Annotated in this window: 21 protein-coding genes and 1 tRNA gene; 15 read left to right on the plus strand and 7 right to left on the minus strand. The window is 72.5% G+C overall.

Annotation, left to right across the window (positions count from 1 at the left end; genetic code table 11):
* Nucleotides 1-141: 141 nt before the first annotated feature.
* Entirely contained in the window at nucleotides 142-2,220 is a 2,079-nt protein-coding gene (locus IM697_RS26955; protein ID WP_194038697.1) for a SpoIIE family protein phosphatase, read from the plus strand.
* A gap of 165 nt (nucleotides 2,221-2,385) precedes the next feature.
* Nucleotides 2,386-4,833, plus strand: a complete 2,448-nt coding sequence (locus IM697_RS26960; protein ID WP_194038698.1) for a SpoIIE family protein phosphatase — start codon at nucleotides 2,386-2,388, stop codon at nucleotides 4,831-4,833.
* Nucleotides 4,834-4,837: 4 nt separating this feature from the next.
* On the opposite strand, the gene IM697_RS26965 is transcribed toward IM697_RS26960, so the two are convergent.
* Both IM697_RS26965 and IM697_RS26970 read right to left on the minus strand, forming a co-directional pair.
* Nucleotides 4,838-5,164 (minus strand): SCO4225 family membrane protein, encoded by a 327-nt coding sequence (locus IM697_RS26965; RefSeq protein ID WP_194038699.1) that lies wholly within the window; start codon nucleotides 5,162-5,164, stop codon nucleotides 4,838-4,840.
* Nucleotides 5,165-5,274: 110 nt separating this feature from the next.
* Nucleotides 5,275-7,053 carry a sigma-70 family RNA polymerase sigma factor gene (locus tag IM697_RS26970; RefSeq protein ID WP_194038700.1) on the minus strand — a complete coding sequence of 593 codons (1,779 nt, stop codon included), beginning with the start codon at nucleotides 7,051-7,053 and terminating at the stop codon, nucleotides 5,275-5,277.
* A 416-nt stretch (nucleotides 7,054-7,469) separates the two neighbouring features.
* Here IM697_RS26970 and IM697_RS26975 point away from each other — a divergent pair, with 416 nt between their 5' ends.
* Genes IM697_RS26975 through IM697_RS26985 form a run of 3 tightly spaced genes read left to right on the plus strand, consistent with a single transcriptional unit; the run spans nucleotide 7,470 to nucleotide 11,111 of the window.
* Nucleotides 7,470-8,831 (plus strand): MFS transporter, encoded by a 1,362-nt coding sequence (locus IM697_RS26975; protein ID WP_194038701.1) that lies wholly within the window; start codon nucleotides 7,470-7,472, stop codon nucleotides 8,829-8,831.
* Nucleotides 8,828-10,207: an alpha/beta hydrolase family protein gene (locus IM697_RS26980; protein WP_194038702.1), complete on the plus strand. Its 1,380-nt coding sequence runs from the start codon at nucleotides 8,828-8,830 to the stop codon at nucleotides 10,205-10,207. The genes IM697_RS26975 and IM697_RS26980 overlap by 4 nt, the downstream gene beginning before the upstream one ends.
* A 52-nt stretch (nucleotides 10,208-10,259) precedes the next feature.
* A complete protein-coding gene (locus tag IM697_RS26985) occupies nucleotides 10,260-11,111 on the plus strand; it encodes a PaaX family transcriptional regulator (protein WP_194038703.1) in 852 nt (283 codons plus the stop codon).
* A gap of 213 nt (nucleotides 11,112-11,324) precedes the next feature.
* Here the strand turns inward: IM697_RS26985 and IM697_RS26990 are convergent, their stop codons facing one another.
* Together IM697_RS26990 and IM697_RS26995 are read right to left on the minus strand one after the other, a co-directional pair.
* On the minus strand, nucleotides 11,325-12,392 hold the full coding sequence (locus IM697_RS26990; RefSeq protein WP_194038704.1) for a DUF1152 domain-containing protein: 1,068 nt from the start codon (nucleotides 12,390-12,392) through the stop codon (nucleotides 11,325-11,327).
* On the minus strand, nucleotides 12,389-13,828 hold the full coding sequence (locus IM697_RS26995) for a coproporphyrinogen-III oxidase family protein (RefSeq protein WP_194038705.1): 1,440 nt from the start codon (nucleotides 13,826-13,828) through the stop codon (nucleotides 12,389-12,391). The genes IM697_RS26990 and IM697_RS26995 overlap by 4 nt, the downstream gene beginning before the upstream one ends.
* Before the next feature lie 247 nt (nucleotides 13,829-14,075).
* On the opposite strand from IM697_RS26995, the gene IM697_RS27000 reads away from it, so the two are divergent.
* The 8 genes from IM697_RS27000 to IM697_RS27035 all read left to right on the plus strand — a co-directional run bounded on the left by IM697_RS27000 (nucleotide 14,076) and on the right by IM697_RS27035 (nucleotide 22,820).
* Complete coding sequence (locus IM697_RS27000) at nucleotides 14,076-15,329, plus strand: ATP-grasp domain-containing protein (RefSeq protein ID WP_194038706.1); 1,254 nt, start codon at nucleotides 14,076-14,078, stop codon at nucleotides 15,327-15,329.
* A gap of 3 nt (nucleotides 15,330-15,332) precedes the next feature.
* Nucleotides 15,333-16,592 (plus strand): ATP-grasp domain-containing protein, encoded by a 1,260-nt coding sequence (locus IM697_RS27005; protein WP_194038707.1) that lies wholly within the window; start codon nucleotides 15,333-15,335, stop codon nucleotides 16,590-16,592.
* The gene (locus IM697_RS27010) at nucleotides 16,589-17,860 is read left to right on the plus strand and encodes an MFS transporter (protein ID WP_194038708.1); all 1,272 of its coding nucleotides are present in this window, start codon (nucleotides 16,589-16,591) and stop codon (nucleotides 17,858-17,860) included. The genes IM697_RS27005 and IM697_RS27010 overlap by 4 nt, the downstream gene beginning before the upstream one ends.
* Nucleotides 17,857-18,891, plus strand: a complete 1,035-nt coding sequence (locus IM697_RS27015) for a peptidogalycan biosysnthesis protein (RefSeq protein WP_194038709.1) — start codon at nucleotides 17,857-17,859, stop codon at nucleotides 18,889-18,891. The genes IM697_RS27010 and IM697_RS27015 overlap by 4 nt, the downstream gene beginning before the upstream one ends.
* Nucleotides 18,892-19,044: 153 nt before the next feature.
* Complete coding sequence (locus IM697_RS27020; protein ID WP_194038710.1) at nucleotides 19,045-19,695, plus strand: hypothetical protein; 651 nt, start codon at nucleotides 19,045-19,047, stop codon at nucleotides 19,693-19,695.
* Between the two features lie 147 nt (nucleotides 19,696-19,842).
* The gene (locus tag IM697_RS27025; protein WP_194038711.1) at nucleotides 19,843-21,039 is read left to right on the plus strand and encodes an FAD-dependent monooxygenase; all 1,197 of its coding nucleotides are present in this window, start codon (nucleotides 19,843-19,845) and stop codon (nucleotides 21,037-21,039) included.
* Nucleotides 21,040-21,219: 180 nt separating this feature from the next.
* Nucleotides 21,220-22,218, plus strand: a complete 999-nt coding sequence (locus IM697_RS27030; protein ID WP_194038712.1) for an RNA polymerase subunit sigma-70 — start codon at nucleotides 21,220-21,222, stop codon at nucleotides 22,216-22,218.
* 140 nt (nucleotides 22,219-22,358) lie between these two features.
* On the plus strand, nucleotides 22,359-22,820 hold the full coding sequence (locus IM697_RS27035) for a DUF6069 family protein (RefSeq protein WP_194038713.1): 462 nt from the start codon (nucleotides 22,359-22,361) through the stop codon (nucleotides 22,818-22,820).
* A gap of 35 nt (nucleotides 22,821-22,855) precedes the next feature.
* On the opposite strand, the gene IM697_RS27040 is transcribed toward IM697_RS27035, so the two are convergent.
* Together IM697_RS27040 and IM697_RS27045 are read right to left on the minus strand one after the other, a co-directional pair.
* Nucleotides 22,856-23,593, minus strand: a complete 738-nt coding sequence (locus IM697_RS27040; RefSeq protein WP_228044183.1) for a DUF1775 domain-containing protein — start codon at nucleotides 23,591-23,593, stop codon at nucleotides 22,856-22,858.
* A gap of 183 nt (nucleotides 23,594-23,776) precedes the next feature.
* Nucleotides 23,777-23,846: transfer RNA gene (locus tag IM697_RS27045), tRNA-Arg, on the minus strand.
* A gap of 247 nt (nucleotides 23,847-24,093) precedes the next feature.
* On the opposite strand from IM697_RS27045, the gene IM697_RS27050 reads away from it, so the two are divergent.
* Nucleotides 24,094-25,098, plus strand: a complete 1,005-nt coding sequence (locus IM697_RS27050; protein WP_194038715.1) for an esterase/lipase family protein — start codon at nucleotides 24,094-24,096, stop codon at nucleotides 25,096-25,098.
* A 246-nt stretch (nucleotides 25,099-25,344) separates the two neighbouring features.
* On the opposite strand, the gene IM697_RS27055 is transcribed toward IM697_RS27050, so the two are convergent.
* Nucleotides 25,345-25,635, minus strand: a complete 291-nt coding sequence (locus tag IM697_RS27055) for a DUF6355 family natural product biosynthesis protein (protein WP_194038716.1) — start codon at nucleotides 25,633-25,635, stop codon at nucleotides 25,345-25,347.
* A 234-nt stretch (nucleotides 25,636-25,869) separates the two neighbouring features.
* Here IM697_RS27055 and IM697_RS27060 point away from each other — a divergent pair, with 234 nt between their 5' ends.
* The gene (locus IM697_RS27060) at nucleotides 25,870-26,526 is read left to right on the plus strand and encodes a 2'-5' RNA ligase family protein (protein ID WP_194038717.1); all 657 of its coding nucleotides are present in this window, start codon (nucleotides 25,870-25,872) and stop codon (nucleotides 26,524-26,526) included.
* Nucleotides 26,527-26,528 lie beyond the last annotated feature (2 nt).

Below are 26,528 nucleotides of genomic sequence, written 5' to 3' on the forward strand. Positions count from 1 at the left end.
TCTTGATCCCTTCAGCCTGCCGGGTGACGGACACCCATGGTGTCGGCGGTGCCCCATTCACGCCATGTGAGCCGGGCCACTTGCGGCCTACGCTGTCCTTGAGCTTCCTGTGGTCAAGGGTGGTGTAAGCGAGGTGCCCTCATGACCAGTGCGAGTCACCGCGATGCACGTGCCCACGACGCGATCGGCGAAACGCCTGGTCGGCGGACGCCCCCGGTGGGTCGTGCGGGGGTGTTCCAGGATCTGCTCCCGCTCGCGCTCTGGGTGGTGGACGCCGACGGGGTCCTGGTGCAGTGGTCGCTCGCCGCGCAGGACCTGCTCGGTCACACCTCCGAGCAGATGGTCGGCCAGGACGCCAGGCGCGTGCTCGTGCCCGAGGGGCACCTGGAGCTGGCCGACGGGCTGAGCCGGACGGTGCGGACGGGGGCGGCGGTGGTCGCGCGGCTGCCGGTCCGGCATCGCGACGGGACCGTGGTCGACATGGAGCTGTGGCACTGTCCGATCGCGGATGTGCGGGGCCGCCCCGGTGTGCTGGCCATCGCGGCGGAGACCTCGGCGGTGGAGCGGATGCGCGATGCGCTGGCCGCGCTGGAGGGCCTGTTCACGCAGTCCCCGGTCGGCCTGGCCATGCTCGGCGCCGATCTGCGGTTCCTCCGCGTCAACGAGGCGCTGGCCCGGATGGACGGGGTGCCCGTCGCGGAGCACATCGGCCGGCGGGTCACCGAGGTCGCCCCCGGCACCGAGGCCCTGGAGTCGATGATGCGGCGCGTCCTGGACCGCGGCGAGGCGGTGGTGGACCACCGTCACACCGGCGCCGACGCGGCCGACCCGGAACAGCAGCGGACCTGGTCCTGCTCCTACGCCCCCTTGCTCGGCGCCGCCGGGCAGCGGGCGGGGGTGATCGCCTCGCTGATCGACGTCACGGAGGGGCAGCGGGCCCATCTGGAGGTCGAGCGGGCGCGGCGGCGGCTGGCGCTGCTGGCGGAGGCGGGGACCCAGATGGGTTCCACCCTGGATCTGGCCCGGACGGCGCGGGAGGTGGTCCGTGTCCTGGTGCCCCGGCTCGCGGACTCCGCCGACGTCCAGCTGCTGGAGGAGGCGGTGGCCCCGGACGAGACCGCCGCGTCCGCGCACGGCGTGGTCCGCCGGGTCGCGGCCGCCTTCACGGATCCGGCCGCACCGGCCGACCACCTCTCGGTCGGCATGACCCAGCAGGTCCCGCCCGGCTCGGTGTACGAGCAGGTCATCGGCGCCGGGCGGCCCATGAACCTGTACCTGAGCGACATCGGCCCGCTGATCCCCACCCCCGGCGCCGACCGGCTGCGCGAGTATCTGCGGGCCCGCGTGGGCTGCGCCCGGCTGGTTCCGCTGGTGGCGCGGGGCACGGTGCTCGGCGCGGTGGTGGTGACCCGCACCCGCGACCGGGAGCCGTTCGACGACCAGGACACCCTGCTGATCGACGAGCTGGTCGCGCGGGCGGCGCTGAACATCGACAACGCGCGCATGTACAGCCGGGAGCGCGACGCGGCGCTGACCCTGCAGCGCAGCCTGATGAACCCCGTCCTGCCCACCGTCAGCGGCCTGGAGCTCACCGGGCGCTATCTGCCGGCCGGGGACCACGAGGTCGGCGGCGACTGGTTCGACGCCATCGCCCTGTCGGGCGGCCGGACCGCGCTGGTGATCGGGGACGTGATGGGGCACGGCATCCACGCGGCCGCCGTCATGGGTCAGCTGCGCACCGCCGTACGCACCCTGGCCCGCCGGGACACCGCGCCCGACCAGGTGCTGCGCGCTCTGGACGCCGCCGTGGCGGACCTGGGCGACAACGAGATGGCCACCTGCCTGTACGCCGTCCACGACCCGGTGGCCGGCCACTGCCTGATCGCGAGGGCGGGCCACCCGCCGCCCATGATCGCCGACGGACGGGGAACCATAGCCTTCCTGGACGGACCGCCGGGCCCGCCCCTGGGCCTGGGCGGGCAGGACTGCGAGGTCCAGCGCATGGTGCTGCCGCCGCGCAGCCTCCTGGTGGCCTACACCGACGGCCTGATCGAGACCCGGGGCACGGACCTGGACCAGGGCATGCGCCGGCTGGCCCAGGCGCTGCGGCATCCCGGGCATCCGCTGGAGGAGATCTGCGACGAGCTGCTCGCCCACGTCATGCCGGAGACGGCCGACGACGACGTGGCGGTGCTCCTCGCCCGCGCGCAGCCCCGCTGAACCCGAACGTCCGCCCGTCCGCCGGACGCGTCACCCGTCGGGACCGCCCCGGCCCCGGCGACCAGGCACGCGGTACCCGCAGAGCCGATACTGGGAGTGAGCCGCTGCACAGCCGGCCGGGCTGTGCACAGCGGGCACCCGGGAACGGCGCGAGATGGGTGGGAGATGCACGACACATCCCCGACGTCACTCAGCGAGAGCCCGCAGGACCCGTTCTCCGTCCACCGATCCGCGGCGGTCGTCCTGGACGCCCGCGGACGGGTCGTCGCCTGGAGCGAACGGGCCACCGCGCTGCTCGGGCACCGGGCCGAGGAGGTACTGGGCCGAGCAGCGCGCGAGACCCTGGTCGACAGCGGTGACGAGGCCATGATCTCCGCGGCGACCTCCGCGTGCCTGCGCGAGCGGGGCTGGTTCGGCCTGCTGCCGGTGCGGCACCGCGCGGGCCACCGCGTGTACGTGGGGTTCAGGGCCCGTCTGGTGGAGCGGCTCGACTCCACCGTCGAGTGGTTCCTCGTCGGCTCGCTCGCCGAGGACATCGCCCAGTGGGAGATCGACCGGGCCGTACTGGACGGACTCTTCCTCCGGTCGCCGGTGGGTGTCGCGGTTCTCGGTCCGGACCTGCGCATCCTGCGGGTGAACCGGGCGATCGCACGGTTCGGCGGGCTGCCGGCCGAGGACTACCGCGGCCTTCGCACCGCCGACTTCCTGCTCGGCCCGGACACGGATCTGGTCGAGGAGAAGCTGCGGCAGGTTCTGGAGACGGGCCGGCCCGTGATCTTCGCCGAGCAGCCCTGCCGGTTGCTGCGGGACCCCCGGAAGGAACTGATCGTCTCGGTGTCCGCCTTCCGGATGCAGGACCCCTCCGGCAGGGTGCTGGGCGTCACCGAGATCGTCGAGGACGTCACCGACCGCCACCGGGCCCGTCGGCGGCTCGCGCTGCTCAACGAGGCCGGCGCCAGGATCGGCACCACACTGGATGTGACCACGACGGCGCGTGAGCTGGCCGAGGCGGCGGTTCCCGCGCTGGCCGACGCCATCTCGGTGGATCTGCTGGAGGCCGTGCCGCGTGGCGACGAGCCGGCCCCGGACTCCAGGGGCCCGCTGCGCAGGATGGCGGTCCGCGGCATCCGGCCCGAGTCGCTGAAGGTGATGCGTGCCGAGGGCGAGCTGTTCTCCTTCCCCGAGCGGACCGCGCCGGCCCGCTGCCTCGTCGAGCGGCGGCCGATCCTGCTGCCCGCCCTGGAGGACAGCCACGCGTGGTACGCCGCCGAGCCGAAGCGGGCCGCGAGCGCCCTGGCGATGGGCGTCCACTCCCTGATGGCGGTGCCACTGACGGCGCGCGGTGTGGTCCTCGGCGTGGTCTGTCTGTGGCGCTCGATGCAGCCGGAGCCGTTCGAGGAGGACGATCTCACCCTGGCGGCGGAGTTCGCCGCCCGGGCCGCGGTCTGCATCGACAACGCCCGCCGCTACACCCAGCAGCACGAGGCCGCCGAGGCCCTGCAGCGCAGTCTGCTGCCGGGCGAGGTGCCCGAGCACCCGGCGGTCGAGACGGCCCACCGCTATCTGCCGGCGCGGGCCTCCACCGGGGTCGGCGGCGACTGGTTCGACATCATCCCGCTGTCGGGGCTGCGTGTCGCGCTGGTCGTCGGCGACGTGGTCGGCCACGGCATGCACGCCTCGGCGACCATGGGCCGGCTGCGCGCCGCCGTGCGCACCCTGGCCCACCTCGACCTGGCCCCGGACGAGGTCCTCGCCCGGCTCGACGACCTGGTGGACCAGCTGTCCACCGAACAGCGGCAGGCGGACGGGAACGCCCCGCAGATCGTGGGCGCGACCTGTCTGTACGCGATCTACGACCCGGTCTCCCGGCACTGCGCCATGGCGCGCGCAGGGCACCCGCCGCCGACCGTGCTGGGCCCGGACGGCCAGGTGCGCCCGATCGACGTGCCCGCCGGACCACCGCTCGGCCTGGGCGGACTGCCGTTCGAGTCGGCCGAGCTGGAACTGGCCGAGGGCAGCATGATCGCCCTGTACAGCGACGGTCTCCTGCTCGCCGACGACCGCGACGTCGACCAGGGTCTGGATCTTCTGCGCACCGCGCTGGCCGGTCCCGCCCGGTCCCTGGAGCACACCTGCAAGGCGGTGGAGGACGCGATGCTGGCCACCCGGCCCGCCGACGACGTCACGCTGCTGCTGGGCCGGACCCGGGTGCTGGCACCGCAGGACGTGGCCACCTGGGAGCTGCCGGCCGAGCCCACCGCGGCCGGCCGGGCCCGGACGCTGGCACGGGACCGGCTGACCGAGTGGGGCCTTCAGGAGCTGGCCTTCACCACCGAGCTGATCGTGAGCGAACTGGTCACGAACGCCTACCGGTACGCCGGCGGCCTGGTCCTGCTGCGCCTCATCAGGGACGGCCATCTCATCTGCGAGGTCTCCGACTCCAGCAGCACCTCCCCCCACCTGCGCCAGGCCAGCGGCACCGACGAGGGCGGCCGCGGCCTGTTCCTGGTGGCGCAGCTCTCCGAGCGCTGGGGCACGCGCTACGGCCGCAACAGAAAGACGATCTGGGCCGAGCAGCCCCTGTCGGCGGATCCGGAGAGCCCCGACGCGTGAGTCCTCAGGCGCCGTTCGGACGCGTGCGGTGGTGGAGGCGGCCGGAGAGACGGTGGTACGCGGCACCGAGCACCGCCGCCTGTACCAGGGCGCCGACGACGACGCCGGCCCACGGCAGCACGCCGGGCAGCAGCAGGAACAGCCACGACGTCGGACCCGTGACCAGGAAGGCCCATATCCCGGCGAGGCTCGCGTCCTGGTGCTCGACGAGCAGCGCGTCGACACCGACCCACGCCAGCACGCCGACCACGACCGCCAGATATGCCAACGCCGCCGGATTGACCAGACAGCGGCGCGCCGCCGCCACGAAGGACTGCTGAGAACCGGTCATCGGGAACCCCCCTGAGATCGCTGTCGGCTCCCTACGATCCCCCGAGCCGCCCGGGACGGCCTGAGTAGCCGTACTCAGGTACCCCACGCGCGACTACCCAACCTCGGCCCTCACTGCTTGGCGCCGAAGTTCTGCGTCCACCAGGGGCCGCCCGAGCTCTTGTTGATGCCCACGCCGATGTCCTTGAACGAGCAGTTGAGGATGTTGGCGCGATGGCCGGGGCTGTTCATCCAGGACTCCATGACCGCTTCCGGGGTCTGCTGGCCTTGAGCGATGTTCTCGCCGAAGGTGGACCAGCGGTATCCCGCGGCGGTGATGCGCTGGCCGGGATCGGCGCCGTCGGGGTTGGTGTGGTCGAAGAAGCCACGGGCGGCCATGTCGTCGGAGTGGCCCTGGGCGGCCTTGTTCAGCAGGGCGTCCTCCTCGAGCGGGCCGCAGCCGGCGGCCGACCGCTCCTTGTTCACCAGGGCGACCACCTGCGCCACGGCGCCCGTGGGTGCCGGCTGCTCCTGCGGTGTGCTGGACGCGCTGCGCGTCGGCTCAGGGGTGGGCCGGGGAGCCGGCGCCGCCTTCTTCGTGGGCCGCGGGGACTTGGATGGGGTCGCCTTCTTCGACGGTGACTTGGACGGCGTCCGGGAGGGGGAGGGCGAGGCGGAGGTCTCGATCGGGGTGGCCTGCGCGAGGTCCGGGACCGGGGCGCCGGCCGTGCGCGCGGCGGTCGCCTCCTCGGTCCCGTTCCCGGGATCGGTGTCGTAGTGGAACCACAGGCCGCCGCCCGCCACACAGGCCGCGACGACGGCACCTCCCACGGCCCTGCGCCGGACGCGTCGGCGCCGACGGGCCTCGCCGCGCGAGAGGGCGCGGCCGCGACCGGCGCGGTGCGCGGCTCTGCCGCCCGATCCGGCGGACGCCGCGAGCTGGGCCTGCGAACCCGTCGGGGTCCCATCGACGACCGAACCCATCGGGGCCGTCCCATCGACGACCGAACCCGTCGGGGCCGTCCCATCGACGACCGAACCCACCGGGGCCATCCCGTCGGCGGCCGAACCCACCGGGAGCATCCCGTCGACGACCGAACCCACCGGGAGCATCCCGCCGGACGCCGACAGCACCCTCTCCGCCAGCGCCGGTGCCACCGCGACCAGGGCCAGGCCGGCCAGCAGCCCCTCGGCGGGCATCAGCCCGCTCCACACGCCGGAGCAACGCACACAACCCCGGGCATGCCGGGCTATTCGCTTGCGCCACAGTGCCGAGGGCTGGCCGTCCCAGGACGCCAGCACACCCCGCAGTTCGTCGCACGGCGGCTGCGCGTCGAGCGCCCGCACCACCACCCGGGCCGCCTCCAACTGCGCCTTCATCCGCTGCACCCGTACCGCGGTGTGCTGCGGCGACAGCTCCAGGGCCGCGGCGACCTCGGCCCGGGTGAGCTCGCCGGCGCACTCCAGCCACCACAGCGACAGCAGTCCCCGGTCGTCGGGCTCCAGCCAGCGGGTGGCGAGCGCCGTCTCCTGGCGCTGGCCGGACAACTGGAGCCGCACCATGGTCAGGTCCACGAAGTCGGCGCCGGGATCGGCGATGTCCTGGGCCTCCTCCACGGCGCCCGGGGCCGTCTGCCGGTCGTGCCAGTGCGCACGGACCTGGTTCATGGCGATCGCCACCAGCCAGGAGCGGAAGCTCTCGGGAGTGCGCAGCCCGCCGAGCGCGTCGAGGGCGCGCAGCATGGTCTCCTGCACCACGTCGTCCACGTCGACGGAGCCGTTCAGAGCCCTCCCCACGATGTTGTAGACCAGCGGGAGGTACGCACTGACCAGGGCGTCCTGAGCCTTTGGATCGCCGCTTCGGGCGGCGGTCACCAGTGCCGCGAGCTCCCTCGTGCGCTCTGTACTCATCAGAAAACTTCCCTGTCCTCGACGCCGAACGATGCTGTCCGATACCTGGGAGATCGCTCGGTGGACCGTGGATAACAGTTCTTCGGAGGTTTCTTCGGACGCTTGTTCCCCGAGAGACTCACGACGTCCGCGCGAGCGCGCAATGGGGGACGTCACATCGGGTTCCGAGTACGTGGGAACGTTGGGATATCTGGCGAATGCCCTGGTCGGACCGCTAGTTCCGATATGCGGGCGCCACTCGTGCGAGCCGGAGTTCTCGACGACCTCACCGAAGTCGCCGCGCATGGGAGAAGCGTCCGTTGAAGAGGCGCGGAGCAGTCACCGTCCCGCACGGTTTGATGTTGTGCACTTTATTGACGACGGTCAGCAGAGAGCCTACTTTCGCGGTGTCCTTCCTCCGCTCAAGGGAGACCGCGATGTCCCCGTCCCCCGTCGCATCACCGTCCCCGTCCACGAACCCCGAGCGAGCCCGGCAGTTGCGCAGAGTCGCTCTGTCCGGGTTGCTCGGCACCGCCGTGGAGTTCTACGACTTCCTCGTCTACGGCACGGTCGCCGCGCTCGTCTTCGGCGAGCTGTTCTTCCCGGGTGCCGATCCCGCCGTCGGCACCATCGCCGCGTTCGGCACCTTCGCCGCCGGCTATGTCGCCCGCCCGCTCGGCGGCATCGTCTTCGGGCACTTCGGCGACCGGCTCGGCCGCAAGTCGATGCTGCTGCTCACCATGGGCCTGATGGGCGGCGCGAGCTTCCTCATCGGCCTGCTGCCGACGTACGACACGATCGGCGTCTGGGCCCCGGTCCTGCTGATCACCCTGCGGGTGCTCCAGGGCATCGCCATCGGCGGCGAGTGGGGCGGGGCCACCCTGATGGTCGTCGAGCACGCCGGGGAGCGGCGCCGCGGCCTGTGGTCCAGCTTCACGCAGATGGGAGCCCCGCTCGGCTCCCTGATGTCCTCGCTCGTCGTCACCCTCGTGGTGGCCATGCCCAGGGACCAGTTCGCGGCCTGGGGCTGGCGCGTGCCGTTCCTGCTGAGCGTGGTGCTGCTCGGGGTGGGGCTCTTCGTCCGGCTGAAGGTGGTCGAGAGCCCGCTGTTCGCCGAGGTGAAGAAGGACCGCGCCGAGGCACGGCTGCCGATCCTCGACGTCCTGCGGCGGCCCCGGCCCCTGCTGCTGGCCTGCTGCGTCGGCATCGGCGCCTTCACCGCCCAGTCCCTGCTGACCAGTTACCTGATCGCCTACGCCACCGGCATCGGCTACGCCCGCCCCCAGGTGCTCACCGCGCTCACGGTCTCCGCCACCGTCGCCCTCGTCGTCCTGCCCTGCGCGTCCGCCCTTTCCGACCGCGTCGGCCGCCGCCCGGTCGTCCTCACCGGAGCCGTCCTGTCGGCCGCCACCGCGTTCCCGGTCCTCGCGCTGGTCGACTCCAAGTCCCCTGCCTCGCTGATCCTCGCCGTCGTCATCGGCCACGGCATCGCCCAGTCCGTGATGTACGGCCCGCTGGGCGCCCTGCTCACCGAGATGTTCGGCACCCGGGTCCGCTACACCGGCGCCTCCCTCGGCTACCAGGGCGCCACCCTCATCGGCGCCGGCTTCTCCCCCATGATCGCCGGGAGCCTGGTCGCCGGCAGCGGCAACGGCACGCCCGTCGCGCTGCTGATCTGCGGCGGCTCCCTCATCACCGCGCTGACGGTGTGGTTCGTCCGCGAGACCAGCCGTACGTCCCTGTCCGGCTCCGCGACCGAACTCCCCACCACACCCCGCGCGGAGGAGATCACCGCATGAGGACCGGCACCCGCACCGCTCTGGCCGCCGCTCTCCTGCTCGCCGTCGGCGCCCTGCCCACCCCGGCCGTCGCCGCCACCCCCGACCCCACCCACGTGGACGGCCGACTCCCCTCCGGCGCCACGTACTTGATGGACGTACCGGCCGACTGGAACGGCACCGTCCTGCTGTTCAGCCACGGCTACAACCCCGGCCCGGCCAACCCCGCCCAGAACTCCCCGGGCGACGCCACGAAGGCCCTCCTCCTCCAGCGCGGCTACGCCCTCATCGGCTCCTCCTACGCCAGTGCCGGCTGGGCGGTGACGGACGCGGTGCCCGACCAGCTCGCCACGCTGAGCGCCTTCACCGAGCGCTTCGGCGCGGCCGCCCGCACCATCGCCTGGGGACAGTCGTACGGCGGGCTGGTCACCACCGCCATCGCCGAGCGCCACCCGGAGCGGATCGACGGTTCGATCTCGCTGTGCGGTCTGGTCCACGGCGGGGTCGCCAACTGGAACAACACCCTCGACCCCGTCTTCGCCCTCAAGACCCTCGTCGCTCCCGACACCGACCTACCGCTGGTGAACCTCCCCGACCAGCAGAGCGCCGCCACCGCGGCCGACGCCCTGACGGCCGCGGTCGACTCGGCGCAGTCGACACCGGCCGGGCGGGCCCGTATCGCCCTCGCCGCCGCCCTGCACAACATCCCGGGCTGGAACCAGCCGGCCCAGCCCCGTCCCGCCCCGACGGACTGGGACGCCCAGCAGGCGGCCCAGTACGAAGCCCTCAAGGGCCTGGTGAAGTTCCCCGCCTTCAGCTGGCGGCAGGAGGCGGAGACCCGGGCGGGCGGCAACATGTCCTGGAACACCGGTGTCGACTACGCGAAGCTGCTCGGCAGGTCCTCCGTCCGCAAGGAGGTCACCGAGCTGTACAAGAAGGCCGGTCTGTCCCTGAAGGCCGACCTCACCGCCCTCGACCGCGCCCCGCGCATCGGCGCCGACCCGGACGCCGTGGCATGGATGAGCGGCACGAGTTCCTTCACCGGCAGGCTGGCCAAGCCGCAGCTGTCCGTCCACACCATCGGCGACGCCCTCGTCCCCGTCCAGACGGAGAGCGCCCTGAAGCGGGCCGTCACCGCCGCCGGGTCGGCGTCCCGGCTGCGGCAGGCCTACACCGACAACGCCGGCCACTGCACCTTCAGCCCCGCCGAACAGCTCGCCGCCGTGGACACCCTGGAGGACCGCCTCGCCGCGGGCAGGTGGATCGGCACCGACCCGGACTCCCTCAACCGCCGCGCCGAGAAGGCCGATCCGACGACGCCCACCCGCTACGTGCCGTACCGCCCCGCCCCGTACCCGCGCCCCTACGACCTTGCCCACCCCGCCGACGGCCGCTGACGTGGTACGACCGCTCGCCGCGTCCTCAGCGGGCGGTCGTACCCTTGCCAGCGTGGAGGACCACGACATCCTGGACGGCCAGGACATCTCGGAGGCGCCGCAGCCGCGCCCGCAGTCACTCATGCTCGCCTTCTTCGGCAACCACGTCCTGGACGAGGGCGAGGTGGGGGTCTACTCGGGCAGCATCATCGATGTGCTCGGCCGCGTCGGGGTGGGTGAACAGGCCGTACGCTCCACCCTGACCCGCATGGTCAACCGGGGGCTGCTGCGCCGCCGGCGCGAGGGCCGCAGGATGTTCTTCGGCCTGACCCCGCAGGCGACGCGCGTCCTTGAGGACGGCCGTGTCCGCATCTGGCAGCAGGGCGCGGTCAACGACGACTGGGACGGCTCCTGGACCCTGCTCGGCTTCTCCCTGCCGGACTCCTGGAAGCGCCAGCGCCACGACCTGCGCTCCCGGCTCACCTGGTCCGGATTCGGCGCGCTGTACAGCGGGCTGTGGATCGCGCCCGGGAAGGTCGACGCCGCCGGGATCGTCTCGGAACTCGGCCTGGCCGCCCACGTCAAGATCTTCCACGCCCGGGCCGACGAGGTCACCGACATCGAGCTGATGATCCGGGACACCTGGGACCTGGAGGGCATCGCGGCCCGCTATGTCGTCTTCGACAAGCGCTGGACGGCGCATCTGAACGCCGGGGCGGGTGACGACCCGATCGGCACCCGGCTGCGGCTGGTCAGCGAGTGGCTCTGGACGATCCGGACGGACCCCCGGCTGCCGGCCCGGCACCTGCCCCAGGAGTGGCCGGCCCGCCCAGCCCAGGAGACCTTCCGACGCGTCGCCGACCACACCGCACGGCCCGCGCGGCGAATGGCCCGCGACCTGCTGGAGACCACCCCGCTGCGGTGACCGACCGGCGGCGGCCCGAGGCCGCCGCCTCCTGCCCTACCCGTCCTGCCCGGCCCGGCCCTTCCACCGGCAGGTGGCGAAGGATCCCGCCGGAACCGTCACCACGAACCACTGACCGACGGCTTCGATCCGGACCTGACACCGTTCTGCGCGGCGCTCGGCTCCAGGCGCACACCACCGCGACCGGGCCTCTCGGCCCTCCCGCGTCGACTTTCAGGCCACCGGGAGCACCGGCCCGTCGGCGCCCAACAGCGCACGCAGTGCGGGGATCCGACGCCAGGTCAGGCCGAGCGCGCGGGCCGCGAACCGGAGGGTGACGTGCGGCGCGCCCTGTGCCGCTTCGCGTATCGCCTCCCGCGCGGCCCGCGCGCTTTCGGGCAGGGCTCCCCCGGCGGGCGCCGCTGCCGCCCCGACGCGCTCCCGGTCGAGCTCGTGGATCCCCGTGAGCTCGGCCGAGAGATCGGCGGCGGCCTCCAAGGTCTGCGGCAGCAGGCCGAGGAGGTGGGCCGCGACCGTGTTGTGGGCGAGGGCCTCGTCCAGGCCGGTGGAGTGGACGCGGGCGGACTCGTCGCTGAGCGGGACGAGACGACTCACCGTACGCACCGGGCCGCGTACGCCCTCGATCGCGGCCGCAAACAGGGCGGACGCCTCGGAGGGGTGCCAGGACAGGGCCGTTCGGATGGCGGCCAGGTCCGGTGTGAGGGGGGTGAGGACGCCACCGCTCAGGCGGTCCAGTACGTCGGTCCGGGGGATCTCCCCGTCCGTTCCCGGACCGGCGACGTACACGGTGGCGGGCACGCCGGCGAGTCGGCATGCGGCGAGAGCCAGCGCGTCGACCAGCGGACTGCACAGGGTCTTCTCGTCGCCGTGCGCGAGGATGTCGCCGCCGACGTCGACGATGCGGACGTGGTCGTGACCGGTGTCCGCGAGGCGCCGGATCTGCTCGGCCAGTGCCGTCAAACCCTGCCACGGGTCGAGCAGAACGAGGCGTGCGGGGAGGTGGGCGGCCAGGTCGGGCAGGGTGGAGCCGGCCGGGGTGATGGCCCGTGTGGTGGGGGTGATCACGGGTACGCCCGCTCGGTGGGTGAGGCCGGTGAAGTGCTCGGCTCCCAGAGGGCCGGGGGTGGGGTCGACTTCGGGGCGTTCCCAGGCGTACGTGGCGATCGTGGTCTCACTCTCGCCGAGGGGTGCGCCGGTGAGGGTGCGGCCCACCGTGGCCGCGGTGATCGCGGTGCCCACGGGGTCCCCGCCACCGCCCGCGGCGATGAACAGGTCGCTCACGCGCTCTCCCGGGCGGTGCCGATCCCGGTGATCCGCACCGGCGTGCCCATGTTCCTGCGGGCGCGGGCGTTGGCCTCGTGCAGGCCCTCGTAGTACTCGCGGTCGAGGGTTTTGACGTGGTCGGAGTAGAACATCCAGGAAAGGATGTCGCGGTACTTGAAGCCCTTGGGCGTGAGCTGGACGCGGCGCGGGCCGACGCGGTGGATCAAACCGTTGGCGTGGGCGGCGTCGAGGATCTCCTCCACCTCCTCGCCGATCATGTCCAGGCCGAAGCGGTCGAGTTCGGACAGATCGAGGTCGAAGGTGTCGAGCACGAGGCGTTTGCGGACGATCTCCTCCGGGGTGAGCGCGAACCCCGTGGTCGGCTGCAGGCGGTGCGCCTTGGCGCTGCGGATGTAGTCGGCGACCTCGCTCATGGACGGCTTGACGCTGCCGGTCATGTAGTCGAGGACGGAGGTGTAGGAGCGGGCCCCGACACCGAGGCCGAGCAGGGGGACGCCGTGGAAGGTGAGGACCTTCTGCGCATAGCCGCCGCGACCGGGCTTCTTGTAGCGGACGGAGCCCTCCTGGACGTAGCCGTGCGCGGTGAACACCTCACGGGCGTAGTCGTAGCGCTCGTACAGCTCGGGCCGCCACATGTACTGGTACGCGCCGGTCTTGGAGAACCACGCGTCCGGTCGCACCGTGAGGAAGTAGGTGGAGATGGTCGTCGGGGCGAGCCCCGCCAGCTCGTCCACCGAGTGCCGCCAGGTCTCGGGGGTCTGCCCGGCGAACCCCATGATCAGATCCGTCGACAGGTCCGGCAGTCCGCGCTCGTGGACGATCTCGACGGCCCTGCGGATGACGTCCTCGCCCGCCTGGCCGCGCCCGGCCTCGCGGATCTCCTGCGGTACCAGCGACTGGATGCCGATGTTGGCGCGGGTGAGGCCCAGGTCGAGCAGCCGCCCGAAGCCGTCGGGGTCGGCGACGATGGAGTCCGGAGTGGCCTCCAGGGCCACCTCCTCCACGGTGGAGCGCCAGTTGGGGTAGATCTCGCCCAGGGTGGCGAAGATCTGCTCGAAGTGCCGGGTCGAGAGCAGCGCGGGGGTGCCGCCGCCGATGTAGACGGTGCGCAGCCGGCGCGCCCGGATGATCTCCGCGTGGTCGCGGAGCTGGGTGCAGAGCGCGTCGGTGTAGGCGTCGTAGAGGTCCTCGTCCGTGGATATGACGGTGTAGAGGTTGCAGAACCCGCATTTGTAGCGGCAGAACGGGACGTGCAGATACAGGCTGAGTTCGGGCACCTGGTAGGCGGCCAGGTCCTTCGCCCATACGTCGTGGACGTCCCAGGCGCCCTCGTCGAGCCGCCGGTAGGTGGAGCGGGGCGGATACGAGTACTGGTACGGGGGGATGACGCCCTGTCGGATGTACTCGGCGAGCTGGTCGTGCGGGCTGTTCACGATGGATGACTCCTTCGCACCATGCCGTTCGATTGACCGTGCCCACCGATCCGAACACGCAACATTTTGTTGAAGCTATCGGTGTTGTGCACCAACTCCCGCACGCCGAGGGGGTGTCGTGGTTGTGGCATCGGACAATGGGGCGCCGCTTCTTGTCGCTTCGGCCAACTCGAGTGCGTCTGCGGCGAGTTGTTTTCGGAGATCGGCCCGATGGACGGTGTGCCGCCGGGGCCGGTCCACTGAGCGCGTGGACAGCAGCGACGACGAGCCGGGCGCGACCGGCGTACTGGTGATCGAGCCCATGGGCAACGCGGGTCCCTTCCTCGCGGAGGCCGCCGCCCGTCTGGGCATCCGGCTGTACGCGGCCACCGACGAGCGGGTTCACGCCGGCTATGAGCCATGGCTGACGCGGCGCCTGGACGGGGTCTGTCCGACCGAACTGGCCGACACCGAGCGCGCGTTGGACGACATGGAGAAGTTCTGCCGTACGCGGCGCATCACGGGTGTCGCGGTCTGCTGGGAGCTGCTGACCCCGCTGGCGGCCCTGCTCGCCGAACGCCTCGGGCTGCCGGGCAACGACCCTTGGCTCGCCCGGGCCGCCCGCAACAAGATCGCCATGGCGGCGGCGTTCCGCGCGGCGGGCGTGCCGGCGCCCGCCGAGGCGGTGGTCAGCACCGTCGAGCAGGCCCATCAGGTCGCCGCGTCCGGCCGGTTGGGGTGGCCGCTCGTCGTCAAACCCGCCGAGCAGGGCGGCTCCTGGGGCGTGAGCGTGGTGGCGGGCCCGGACGGGCTCGATGCCGCGGTGGCCGCCGCCGGGCGGTTCACCCGCGCCGAGCCGCACGGTCTGCCGCTGGACTCGCGGGTGCTGCTCCAGCGCTATGTGCCCGGCGAGGAGTTCTCCGCCGACACGGTCGTGCACGACGGTGTGCCGCACCCGCTGCCCGTGGTCCGCAAGGACACCACGGTGGGCCGCTACCGGGTGGAGACCGGGCACTCCTGCCCCGCCGGGCTCGACGCCCGCACGGTACGGGCGATCCAGGACACCGCGGCACGCGCCGCGCTCGCCGTCGGGATACGCAACGGCATCGCCCACACCGAGGTGAAGCTCGCCCCGGGTGGCGAGCCGGTCGTCATCGAGACCGGGGCCCGGCTGCCCGGGGACAACATCTGCGAGCTCGTCGAGGCCGCGACCGGCGTCAGTGAGGCGGCCGCCTACCTGCGAGCCGTGACCGGGCGGGTGCCGCACACCGAGCCGACCCGGGACGCCGCGGCCGCGCTGCGGTTCGTCCTGCCGGAGCGGGCGGGAGTGTTGGAGTACGTCGTCATCCCCGAGGCGCCCGGCACGCACAGCCGGATCCACATCCGTCCCGGCGAGCGGGTGCCCGAACCCGCCGACAGTTCCGGCCGGGTCGGGCATGTCCTGGCGCGCGCCGCGTCCGTCGACGAGGCCCGCCGCCTCGCCGCCCAGGTCGTCGCCGACACCCGAGTGAAAGTGAGCTGATCCGTGCCCAGCCCCGTACGGAGGATCGCGTTCCTGCGGTCCGTGGAGATCCGACGCGCCGACCCCTACATCCAGCGATGCGTCCGCGAGCTGTCCCGGCTCGGCGTCGAGAGCCGCCTGTTCCACACGCACGGCACGGCGGACGACGGGGACTTCCCCGGCGCCCGGCGCCGCCTCGACGCCGCCGTCACCCCCGCCGAACTCGCCCAGGAGGTCGCCGACTGGGGCGCGGACGCCGCCGTCTCCATCTCCCTGCCGTGCGAGAACGCCCTGCGGGACGCCACCGTCAAGGAGTTCCTCGAAGCCCGGGGCATCCCCACGGTGATGACCCCGCTGGCATCGACCTTGGCCCTGACCGACAAGTGGGAGACCAAGCGGCTTCTGGCTCGCGCCGGCCTCGACACCCCGCGCGGCTTCAAGGCCGACTCCGATCTGCTGGCCGGGCGCGGCGTGGCGGTTCCCGCGTACGCGGACGCCCTGCGCGCATCGGCCGCCGGCATCGGCTATCCGCTCCTGTCCAAGCCGCTGTGGGACTCCACCAGCATGGGGATCAGGGCCCTGCCCGACGCGGCGGCCCTGGACGCCTATCTCGCCGACCCGCCCGAGGTGTCGGCGGTGATCGAGGAATGCGTCACCGGCGCGCTGTGCTCGGTGGACATCGTGGGCGAGCCCGGGGCGTACCAGGTGCTGCCGGTGTGCTGGACCGGGACGGCGGGCACCGAGCCCGTGTTCACCTTCGCCGATCTGCGCTGGTGCGGTCCCCGGCCCCGGGCCGACGCCGACTTCGCGCCGGTCGCGGCCGGGCTGACCGCGTTGTGCGAGGATCTCGAGGTCCGCGGATCCGTCAACGTCGACATGATCTACACCGGTTCGCGGTACGTGATCCTGGAGATCAACCCGCGTATCGGCGGCGCCACGACCCTGTCCTGCGCCGCCTCCGGCACCAACACCTTCACCGCGCTCGCCGACATGGCGCGCGGCGTGTACGCCCCGGCCCCTGTGCGCCGTACGGGATGGGCCGTCGAGTTCCTGTCCCCCGAGCGTCTGCCGGAGCCGGTGCGCTCGGAGCTGACGGCCCGGCTGAATCTCGTCACCGCCCATGAGTTGGTCATCGACGACACCAGTCACGGCGAGATCGTCGTGTTCACGCTCGCCGAGGGCGACGAGCGGCAGACCGTCAAGCAGTTGGAGGAGCTGCACCGGACCACGGGCTGGCCACGCCAGGAGATCCTGGACAAGACCCGGGCCCTGCTGACCCCATGACGCGGACCGCCCCGACCCGTTCTCCGAGACTGCGCCGTGCGCTGGGGCTCCCGGCCACCCGCGGCCATGGCCGGTTCGTCACCGGCAACCTCGTCGACTCCCTCGGCAACGGCATGCTCCTGCCGCTCGGCCTGCTGTACTTCACCACGCTGCGCGATCTGCCGCTCGCCGCGGTCGGAGCGGCGGTCACCGTGGGCCAGTTGGCCGCCCTGCCCGTCGTCTTCGCCGCGGGCCGCTTCATGGACCGGCACGGGCCGAGACGTCTGACCGTCGTCGCCAACGTCGTCAGCGCCGCCGGCTTCCTCTCCTTCCTCCTCGCCGACCGGCCCTGGCAGATCGCCGGCGCCTATCTGCTGGTGCAGTCCGGCGTCAACGCGTACTACACGGCGCAGCGCACGCTGATCCTGCACGCCGCGCCCGCCACGGAGACGCGCAGTTGGTTCGCCTTCACCGGCAGCCTGCGCAACATCGGCATCGGTGCCGGGGCACTGCTGGCGGCCGGCGCGCTCGCCCTGTTCGGCACGACGGCCCTGACGTGGCTCGTCGTCGCGGCGGCCCCGCTGTATCTGCTGGCGGCACTCTGCTTCGCACGCGTGCGGACGACGCCCCCGCCCGAGACGGCCGGCGAGAAACCGCCGGGCGAGGACCGCACGGCGCGCAAGGGGCCGGGCAGCGCGGACATGCGTCGCTACCTGCTCCTCGTCGGCTGCAACGTCCCCTTCGTACTGTCCCAGGCCATGCTGTCGGTGCTCATCGCCGTGTACGCCACCCAAACGCTCGGGCTGCCCGCCTGGTCCGCGAGCATCCTGCTGGTGGTGAACACCGCGATGGTCTCCACGCTCACCAGTCCGCTGACGGCGCACGTCGCCCCGAAGCAGGCCCGGCACACCCTGGCCGTGGGCCATGCCCTGCTGGTGTGCGCCATGCTGGCGTTCGCGGCCCCCGCGGTGCCTGAGGCGGACGTCCCCGCATGGCCCGCCCTGGCCCTCGCGATCGTCCTGTTCAGCCTGGCCGAGATCCTCTACTCGCCGGCCGTCAGCGAGCTGTCCGTCACGCTCACCCCGAACGCGGCGCGCGGCAGCAGGCAGAGCCTGTACCAACTCTCCTGGGCTTCGGGCAACATCGCCGCCCCCGCCCTGTTCACGGGCCTCCTCGACGCCCACGCCCTACTGCCCTGGGCCGTACAGGGCACGGCGTGCCTCATGGCCCTCGCCGCGATCCCGGCCCTGAAGTCCCCTGCCCCGCAGGGCGGAAGGAGGCACGGATGAAGGCGGAGATCGTGCGCAGCGTGCGCGCGGTTCCGGTGGCGGACTGGGACCGGCTGGCGCGGCACGCCAGTGTGTACCTCTCGCACCGCTGGCTCGCCGGCGAGGAGAGCGACCCGACGGCGACGGCGTCGTACGCGCTGGTCCGGGACGAAGCCGACACCCTGGTGGCGGCCGCGCCCCTGTACCTGGTGCACGACGAACCCAACGCCTACTACCGGCCCACGCACCTCGCGCCCGCGACGGCGAGGCCGCGGGTGCTCGCGGGCGCCCGGCGCGGCTACCACAACACGCCCCTGACCGACCCGCGCCTCCCCGACGACCTCGCCGCCCAGTGCCTGACCCTGCTCCGCGAGGCGGCACGCGACCACGCCGAGCGGCACGGGACGACGCACTGGTGGCCGTATCTGACCGAGTCCGCCACGCACATGCTCGCGCCGCTGTACGCCACGCCCCCGCATCGCATGGAGGACGACGCGACGATTCCGCTGCCCGGCGCCGGTTTCGACGACTATCTCGCCTCGCTGCCGTCCAAACGACGCGTGGCGATACGTCATGAGCGCGCCGCCTTCGCGGCGGCAGGGCTCGACATACGGCACCAACCCCTCATCGACTGCTACGAGGACGCGGGCCGGCTCCTCGCGGCGTTGCAGAGATCCCACGGTCACGCCGACGACGCGGCGGCGATGACGCACGTCCTCGAACGCCAGGCCGTCGCCATGGGTGAGCAGGCCCGAGTGGTCGCCGCCCACGCGGGTCCACGCATGACCGGCTTCTGCCTCTACTACCACCAGGGCGGGACCACTTGGCTGCGCGCCGTCGGCATCGACCCCGAACACCCCGCCCCGTTCGCGTACTTCGCCCTCACCTACTACGCGCCGATCGAGGACGCGTACCGCCGGGGCAGCACCGCGCTGCACGCGGGGATGAAGGCCGTCGAGGCCAAGCGGCGGCGCGGGGCGCGGATCAGTGGGCTTTACGCGCTGCATGACACGGAGACGGATACGCAGGCCGCCGCCAGCACACTCCATTGACATGCTCAAAACACAGGATTAGCATCCGGAAAGCTTGAGCGGAAAGCGCTTTCCACCGTCCGGCGGTCGCTGCCGGACACCCCCAGCAAAGCCCCGCCTCACTCGACCCGGGTCCCATTCGCTACGGCCACCCCCCCACAGGAGGACCCCGCAATGAGTCCACGACGAGCCGCGACGCCCGAATCGCACACGCCGTCCAGGCCCTGGCGCACCAAGGCGGTCGTGGCCGCGCTGGCCGCCGCCCTGCTGGCGAGCCCGGGCATCGCGCAGGCCACCCCGCAGGCCGCCCCGGCCCCGGCACCGCAGGGACGGGTGGCGGCCGCGGCCACCATCACCTGGACCCTCGAACGGGCCGCCAACCCCACCGAGGACCAGCGCACGGCGTACGACCTCATCACCAGGGCCATGAACGCGGCGGTGGCCCGCTACAACAACCTCAGCGACCTGGGCAAGGCCATCACCGTCCGCTACGACCCCGGCGTCCCCACCGCCGACGGCAACATCAACGGCACCATCCGCTTCGGCAACCGCGGTTACATGACCGAGCGCACCGCACTGCACGAGATCGCCCACACCATCGGCGTGGGGACCAGCTCGGGCTGGTCGCGGCTCGGCGGCGGCGGTACCTGGACAGGTTCTCAAGCGACGGCGCTGGTCCGGCAGTTCGACGGTTCGAGCGCCAAAATCTCCACCGGCGGCGGCCACTTCTGGCCATACGGCCTGAACTACGAGAACGAGTTCTCGAACACGGCGGCCGACCGCCACGTCCGGATCGTGGCCGCGATGGTGCGCGACGGTCTGTGATCCCCGTATCGGCCGCGCCCCGGGCCGATGTCACCGCCGGCCTCCGTGTGACGACCAGGACCCGAAGGCGAGGAGCACCTCTAGGGAGGGCATGGGTGGGGCGCAAGATGTGAGCAGGACGTTGGCCTCGCATCGAAGGAGCGGCCCATGCCCGACCTCGCGCACGGCCCCCGCATCGCCATCGTCGGAGGCGGCATCGGCGGCCTCGCCACCGGGGCCTTCCTGCGCCGCGCGGGCCTGACGGCGACCGTGTTCGAGCAGGCGTCGGCCTTCACGGAGGTCGGCGCCGGTCTGATCGTGGCCCCCAACGCCGTACGGCTGCTGCGTCGCCTCGGCGTGATGGAGGGGTTGCTGCGCCGGGCCGTGCCGCTGGAGTGGGCCTGGGAGTTCCGGCGCTGGGCGGACGGCGGCGTGCTGTCGGTGGAGAGGCTGAGCGGGGTGTGCGAGCGGCTCTACGGTGAGCGGACGTACACCGTGCACCGGGCCGATCTGCTCGACGCGGTCAGGTCGGCCGTGCCCGACGACTGGGTCCGGCTGGGCGCGCGGTGCACGTCGGTCGACACGGGCCCCGACGGCGCACTGCTCGGGTTCGCCGACGGCAGCCGTGTCGAGGCCGACGTCGTCATCGGCGCCGACGGTGTGCACTCCGTCGTCCGCGGCGCGGTGGCCGACCCCGCGCCGCCCGAGCACTCCGGCATCTGCGCCTTCCGCACCGTCGTGCCGGCCCACGCCGCGCCCGACTTCGCCCGGCGGCCCGCCCAGACCCTCTGGCTGGGGCCCGGCCGGCACTTCGTGCACTACCCGATCTCCGGCGGCGACGCCGTCAATGTCGTCGCCGTCGCGCCGGCCGGAGACCTCACCGACGAGTCGTGGAGCGCGAGGGCCACCGTCGAGGAGTTCTACGCCGAGTTCGCCGACTGGGACCGCCGGGTGACCGACCTCATCACGGCCGGCGACGACGCCCCGGGGCGCTGGGCGCTGCTGGAGCGGGCACCGCTGCGACGGTGGAGCCTGGGCGCAGTGACGCTGCTCGGTGACGCCGCGCATCCGATGTTCCCGTTCTTCGCCCAGGGAGCGGCCCAGTCCATCGAGGACGCCGCCGTGCTGGCCCGCTGCCTGGCCGCGTCCGTGGCGGACCCCGAGGAGGCGCTGCGGCGGTACGAGGCCGCCCGCATCGACCGCACCGCCCGCCTCCAGCGGGTCAGCCACGCCCGCCGGGACATCAACCACCTGCCCGACGGCCCCGAACAGCAGGCCCGTGACACGGCACTCGCCGCGTCCGATCCCCTGGTGGGCAGCGGCTGGATCTACGGCTACGACGCGGAGGAGGCGCTCACCTCGTGACCGGGGTGGCGTGAGCCGTCGCCGCTGACACCGGGGCCGACTCGCCCCGGCCGGCACGCCATGTCCTGACCGAGCTGCGCTGCGGCCCCCTCCGGACGACCGCAAGGGTGCAGTGATGAGTTTTCGCGCCCCCACCCGTCACACCTATGACGGGGCACGACGAGGCGGAAGGATGACGTGATGAGTGCGGACACGCGGCTGGAGGAGCTGGGCGTGAGCGGTCTGGGCGAGGTCGACGAGCCGGCGTTCTCGGGGCTGGCGGAGCGGCACCGGCGGGAGCTGCACGTGCACTGCTACCGGATGCTCGGGTCGTTCGAGGACGCCGAGGACACCGTGCAGGAGACGTTCCTCCGTGCCTGGCGGCGGCGGGAGACCTTCGAGGGGCGGTCGACGTTCCGGGCCTGGCTGTACGGGATCGCCACCAACGCCTGCCTGGACCTGCTCGCCAAGCGCCGCCCGGAGCCCGCGACCGGCGGCGAGGTGCTGTGGCTGCAGCCCTACCCGGACCGGCTGCTCGACGAGCTGCCCGCGGGCGACGCGGACGAGCCGGAGGCCGTCGCCGTCGCGCGGGAGACGATCGAGCTGGCGTACCTGGTCGCGGTCCAGCACCTCGCGCCGCGCCCACGGGCCGTGCTGATCCTGCGGGACGTCCTCGGCTGGCCGGCGAAGGACGTCGCGGAACTCCTCGGGGACTCCGTCAACTCCGTGAACAGCGCGCTGCAGCGAGCCCGCGCCGGCATGCGCGAGCACCTGCCCGCCGAGCGGCAGGACTGGACCGGCGGCGAACAGGACGCCGGGACGCGCGAGCTGGTGCGCCGCTACACCGACGCCAGCGTGGCCACGGACGTCGGCCGGCTCGCCGCCCTGCTGCGGGACGACGTCCGCTGCTCGATGCCGCCCACGCCGGGCCTGTACGTCGGGCGCGACGCGGTGGTGAACGACTGGGTCGAGAGCGGCTTCGAGGGCATGAAGGGCCTGCGCGCCGTCCCCACCTCGGTGAACCGGCAGCCCGCCGTCGCCTTCTACCTCTGGCGGGAGCGGGAGGGCGCGTACCTGCCGCTGACGATCGACGTCCTGCGTGTCAGCGGCGGGGCGATCACCGAGATCGTCACGTTCCACGACGACCGGTTCCCGCGGCTCGGTCTGCCGGAGCGCCTGCCGGCGGACGGCACGGAGTAGTCCCGAGGTGGACGCGCGCGCTGGGCGGTGGCGCGCGTGTCGCGGTGGTCGTGGCGGTCGCGGCGGAGTGGTGCGACGCGTTCGCCGTTGCCCCCGGAGCCAGGCCCCGTACGCCCGTTACCGAATGATGGAGGATCGACATGAGCAGGACGAATGGCACCGGGGTCGTCGCAGCCCCGGCATCGAGCCGGACCGACCAGACCCACCGGCTCCGGGGGCTCGCCGGCATCGGTTTCATCGCCACGCTCGCGGCGACGGTGGCCACCACCCTCGCCGCGGCTCTTGCCGGGGCCGCTGGCGTCGACTTCCAGGTCCCCGATGGTGGTGAGACGATCCCGTTGTCCGGGTTCGCCGTGGTGACCGGCTTCTCCTCGGCCGTGGGCGTCGTCATCGCCGTCGCTCTTCTTCGTTGGAGCGCTCGCCCCGCCGAGCGATTCGTGTGGGCGGCGGTGTCGCTGACCGCGGTCTCGTTGGTCCCGCCCCTCCTGGCCGGGGCGAACACCGCCACCACCGCCGCCCTCCTCGGGCTGCACCTCGTCCCTGCGACGGTGATGATCCCCACCCTGACGCGGAGCCTCCGCGCCCGGACCGATGGGCGCTGAGCGGTGCCCCTCTCTCGTAAGGCGAACCGCGATACTCAGGCGGCCCCGCTCCGGCGCCTGCGCATCCACCACGCGCCGCCGCCGAGCACCACGACGGCCGCACCGACGCCCAGGGGCACGGCCACCGGCATGCCGTCGTCGTCCTTCGAGTCGTCCGCCACCGGCTCCGCGGAGGACTCCTTGGCGGCGGGCTCGTCCGAGGCGGTGTTCGACGCAGATGCGGACGGGTCCTGGGTGGGAGTGGGGCTCACCGGCTCGGCGCCGGGTGCGGCCGCCTTCAGTTCCAGCCGGGGCGCGGGATGGCCGTGCCCGTGCCCGTCGCCCTCGGACTCCTCCTCCAGTTCGATCCAGCGGTCGATCTTGCCGTCGCTGTAGCTCTGGAGGGTCTTGAAGACCAGCTCCTTCGCGTCCGGCAACTGCCGTACGGTCACGACGTACTCGGCGTCCGCCCCCACCGCGAGCTTCGGCCCGGACACCGTGTAGCCCCGGCCGGTGGGGGCGAACTTCCACCCCTTGGGCCCTTCGTCATAGGTGACGTCCTGCGGGCTGATGCCCTCGGGCAGGATCACCTCCAGCTTGCTGATTCCGGCCGTTGCCGACTCGGACGCCGCGGAGAAGGTCAGCGCGACGTTCTGGTCGAGGGCCCGGGCGCCCGCGGCCTCCACCTCGGCGTGCGCCGCCGCCGGTCCCGCGACGGCGACGGTCACGGCGAGGGCGACCGAGGTGAGAACGCCGGTACGGCGCAGACTGCGGATCAGAGTGGAGCGGGACACGTACGACTCCCTTGTACCGATGACGGGCTCGCTGGCCGACCGCCGGACGGCGGTCTCTTCACAGAAGTCGGATGGGGAGCCGGGTGAGTTCCCGTGCTCGCCCGGAAAAAATGTGGCGTCGTTGTTGTTCGCCAGCCAACGCCATGAGGCCCGTCCGCGGTGTGCGGACGGGCCTCGTGATCGAGCGCCGGGCAGGCCTTGCACCTGCATCTCCCCGCAGGAAGCGGGACGTCTTTCCTTGGACCACCAACGCGACACCAGTCACCCGGAGTTGCGGCGACCAGCTCGTGGTCCACCTTAGCGCATCCGATCCCCCAACGCTCACACGTTCGACCGCACTCCGCTCGCCGATACGCCTTTCTGCTCTTCCGTGAGCTGGACGGATGAAAGCCGTCTGCTCCATATGAGGTGCCGCGAGCGGCTGTTGGGCACGGCGGGGACCGGCTCCTCGATCATCTTCGCGTCGGCGCACGGCCGGCATGGAGACGAGGAGTGGCCCGATGTCGGATCGGAAGGTTTCCCGGAGTCGGTCGAACCCGCGGCGCAGCAGGTGGGCGGCGGTCTGTGCGGGCGCGGCCCTGTCACTGACGGCCGGCCTGCCGGGCGACGCGGCCGCCTCCGACACTCCCTCACCCTCGCGACCGCTGGGCCAGGTCCTCGATGTCTCCGCGGCGGTGGCGGGAGGGCTCCGGAACCCGGACGCGCCGCCGGCCGGGGCCAATGACTGGGATTGCCGGCCCACGCGCCGGCATCCGCGCCCGGTCGTGCTGCTGCACGGATCCGCGGGGAACGCCTTCAACAACTGGAGCATGCTGTCCCCGTGGCTGAAGCGGGAGGGCTACTGCGTCTTCGCCCCCAACTACGGTGGCCCGCCCGGCAGTCCGTTCCAGGCCACGGGCCCCATCCCCGAGTCCGCCCGCCAGGTCGCCCGTTACGTCGACCGGGTGCTGAAGGCGACCGGGTCCCGCCAGGTCGATCTCGTCGGGCACTCCCAGGGCGGCGGTCCGACGCCCCGCTGGTATCTGCGGTTCGAGGGCGGCACGGATCCCGCGCATCCGAAGCGGAACAAGGTGCGCAGCCTCATCGCGCTCGCCCCGTCCAACCACGGCGGGAACGTCTCCGGCGTCGGCACCCTGATCACCAAGCTGGGTCTCAACCCGACCGTGTCCGCCGTCGTCGGCCAGGCGTGGTCGGACCAGATGGTCGGCTCCGCGGTGAACAGGAAGCTCGACCGGGGCGGGGACACCCAGCCGGGGGTCCGCTACACCGTCATCGCCACCAGGTACGACGAGTTCGCCACGCCGTACCGGAACAACTTCCTGACCGCGGGACCGGGCGCGACCGTCCGCAACATCCTGATCCAGCGGATCTGCCCGCAGGACATGTCCGAGCACCTGTCGCTCGCGTACGACACCAACGCCGCCCAGCTCGTGCGCAACGCCCTCGATCCCGCCCACGCACGACCCGTCCGCTGTGGGCTGTCCCTGCCTGTGCTGGGCGGCTGAAGTCGTCCTGGCGCGCGGGAGGCGGCCGCGCCACCCTCGGGTCCGAGGAGGAACGCCGTCAGGCCGGCGGTCCCCAGCGCGACCAGCGGCAGGCCCACGGGCAGTGCCCTGAGCATCACCTCGGCCCGCTGCCGACCGGATCCGGGATCGGGGACAGCAGGCCGAGGGAGATCGGTGCGAACAGCCGATGGCGAGCATGTCCCATTGTCGGCCGACCCCAGGAGGACCGCAGCCCGTGTCGGGCTGTCAGCAGGTGCGGCCCACGTAGTGAGCGCCCTGGATCTTGGCGGCGGAGCCCAGCCAGGTCGTGCCGGGCCCGACGCACCGTTCGTAGTCCGACGCATAGGCGACGCGCACCTTGATGACCACCCGCGAGCCGTCGGAGGTGCAGTGGTTGTAGTAGGCGTCGGAGCTGGTCTCGTAGAAGCCGCACGGGTCGGCTGCCGCGGGGATCGCCTGGGCGGTCACCGCGCCGAGGGACGTGAGCACGAGGGCGACGGAACCGAGGGCGCCGGTGACTACGCGACGAAGACTCAAGGGGAACTCCTTGACCAGTGGAGGCAACCGGCCCGGTGGCCCGTGTGCCTGCCCATTCGTTGGATACGCGCACAAGAATCGCCGTGCCGCACGGGCGCTGTTGATCGATTGCGGCTCCGTTCACCTGGCGAATCGTTCGACCGGTCCCCGATGGGATGATCTTGTCCCCGTTGTCGGGTCCGGCCCGGGCGGGACTGTGTAGAGGTCGTCGTCCCGTTTTGGGACCATGACCTCGTGGACGGGATTCCGGCTCATGGCGCGGCCGAGCCGGTGGATGTGCTCGAGGTGGCGCCGACGCCCCGGACGGCGGTGGCGTGGCTGCCTCCGCGCGAGCTCTGGCCGCCGATCCAGGACATCCGCTGGGAGCACGATCCACAGGTACGGCGCTGGCCGCCCCATGTGAATCTGCTGTTCGGTTTCGTGCCGGAGGAGGAGTTCGCTCGGGCCGTGCCGCTGCTGGCCGCCGGGGCGACGGCCGGTACGGCGTTCACGGCGCGCCTGGCCGGTGTGCGCTACTTCCGGCATCGCCACTACGCGACGGTCTGGCTCGATCCGGCCGCGGCGGACCCGGCGCCATGGGCCCGCCTCCGCCGCGAACTGCGGCGGCGCTTCCCGCTCTGCCAGGGGCGCGGCGACCGCTTCACTCCCCATCTGTCCCTCGGCCGCACCCGGGACCCGAAGGGCCTGGCGGCCGAGTGCGCCGCCCGGCTCGGCACGCTGTCGGCGGCGGTCGAGGAGGTGGTGCTGCTCTCCCGTCGCGGCGAGGAGCCCATGCGTCCCCGGGCCGTGATCACACTGGGCACCGGCGAGGTCCGCGACCCGGAGGCGAGGTGGGACGATCCGTCAACTGCGGGGCGCCCAAGCGACGGTGAGCCGCCGACGACGAGCTGACG

Source organism: Streptomyces ferrugineus (genome assembly GCF_015160855.1).
Lineage (GTDB): Bacteria > Actinomycetota > Actinomycetes > Streptomycetales > Streptomycetaceae > Streptomyces > Streptomyces ferrugineus.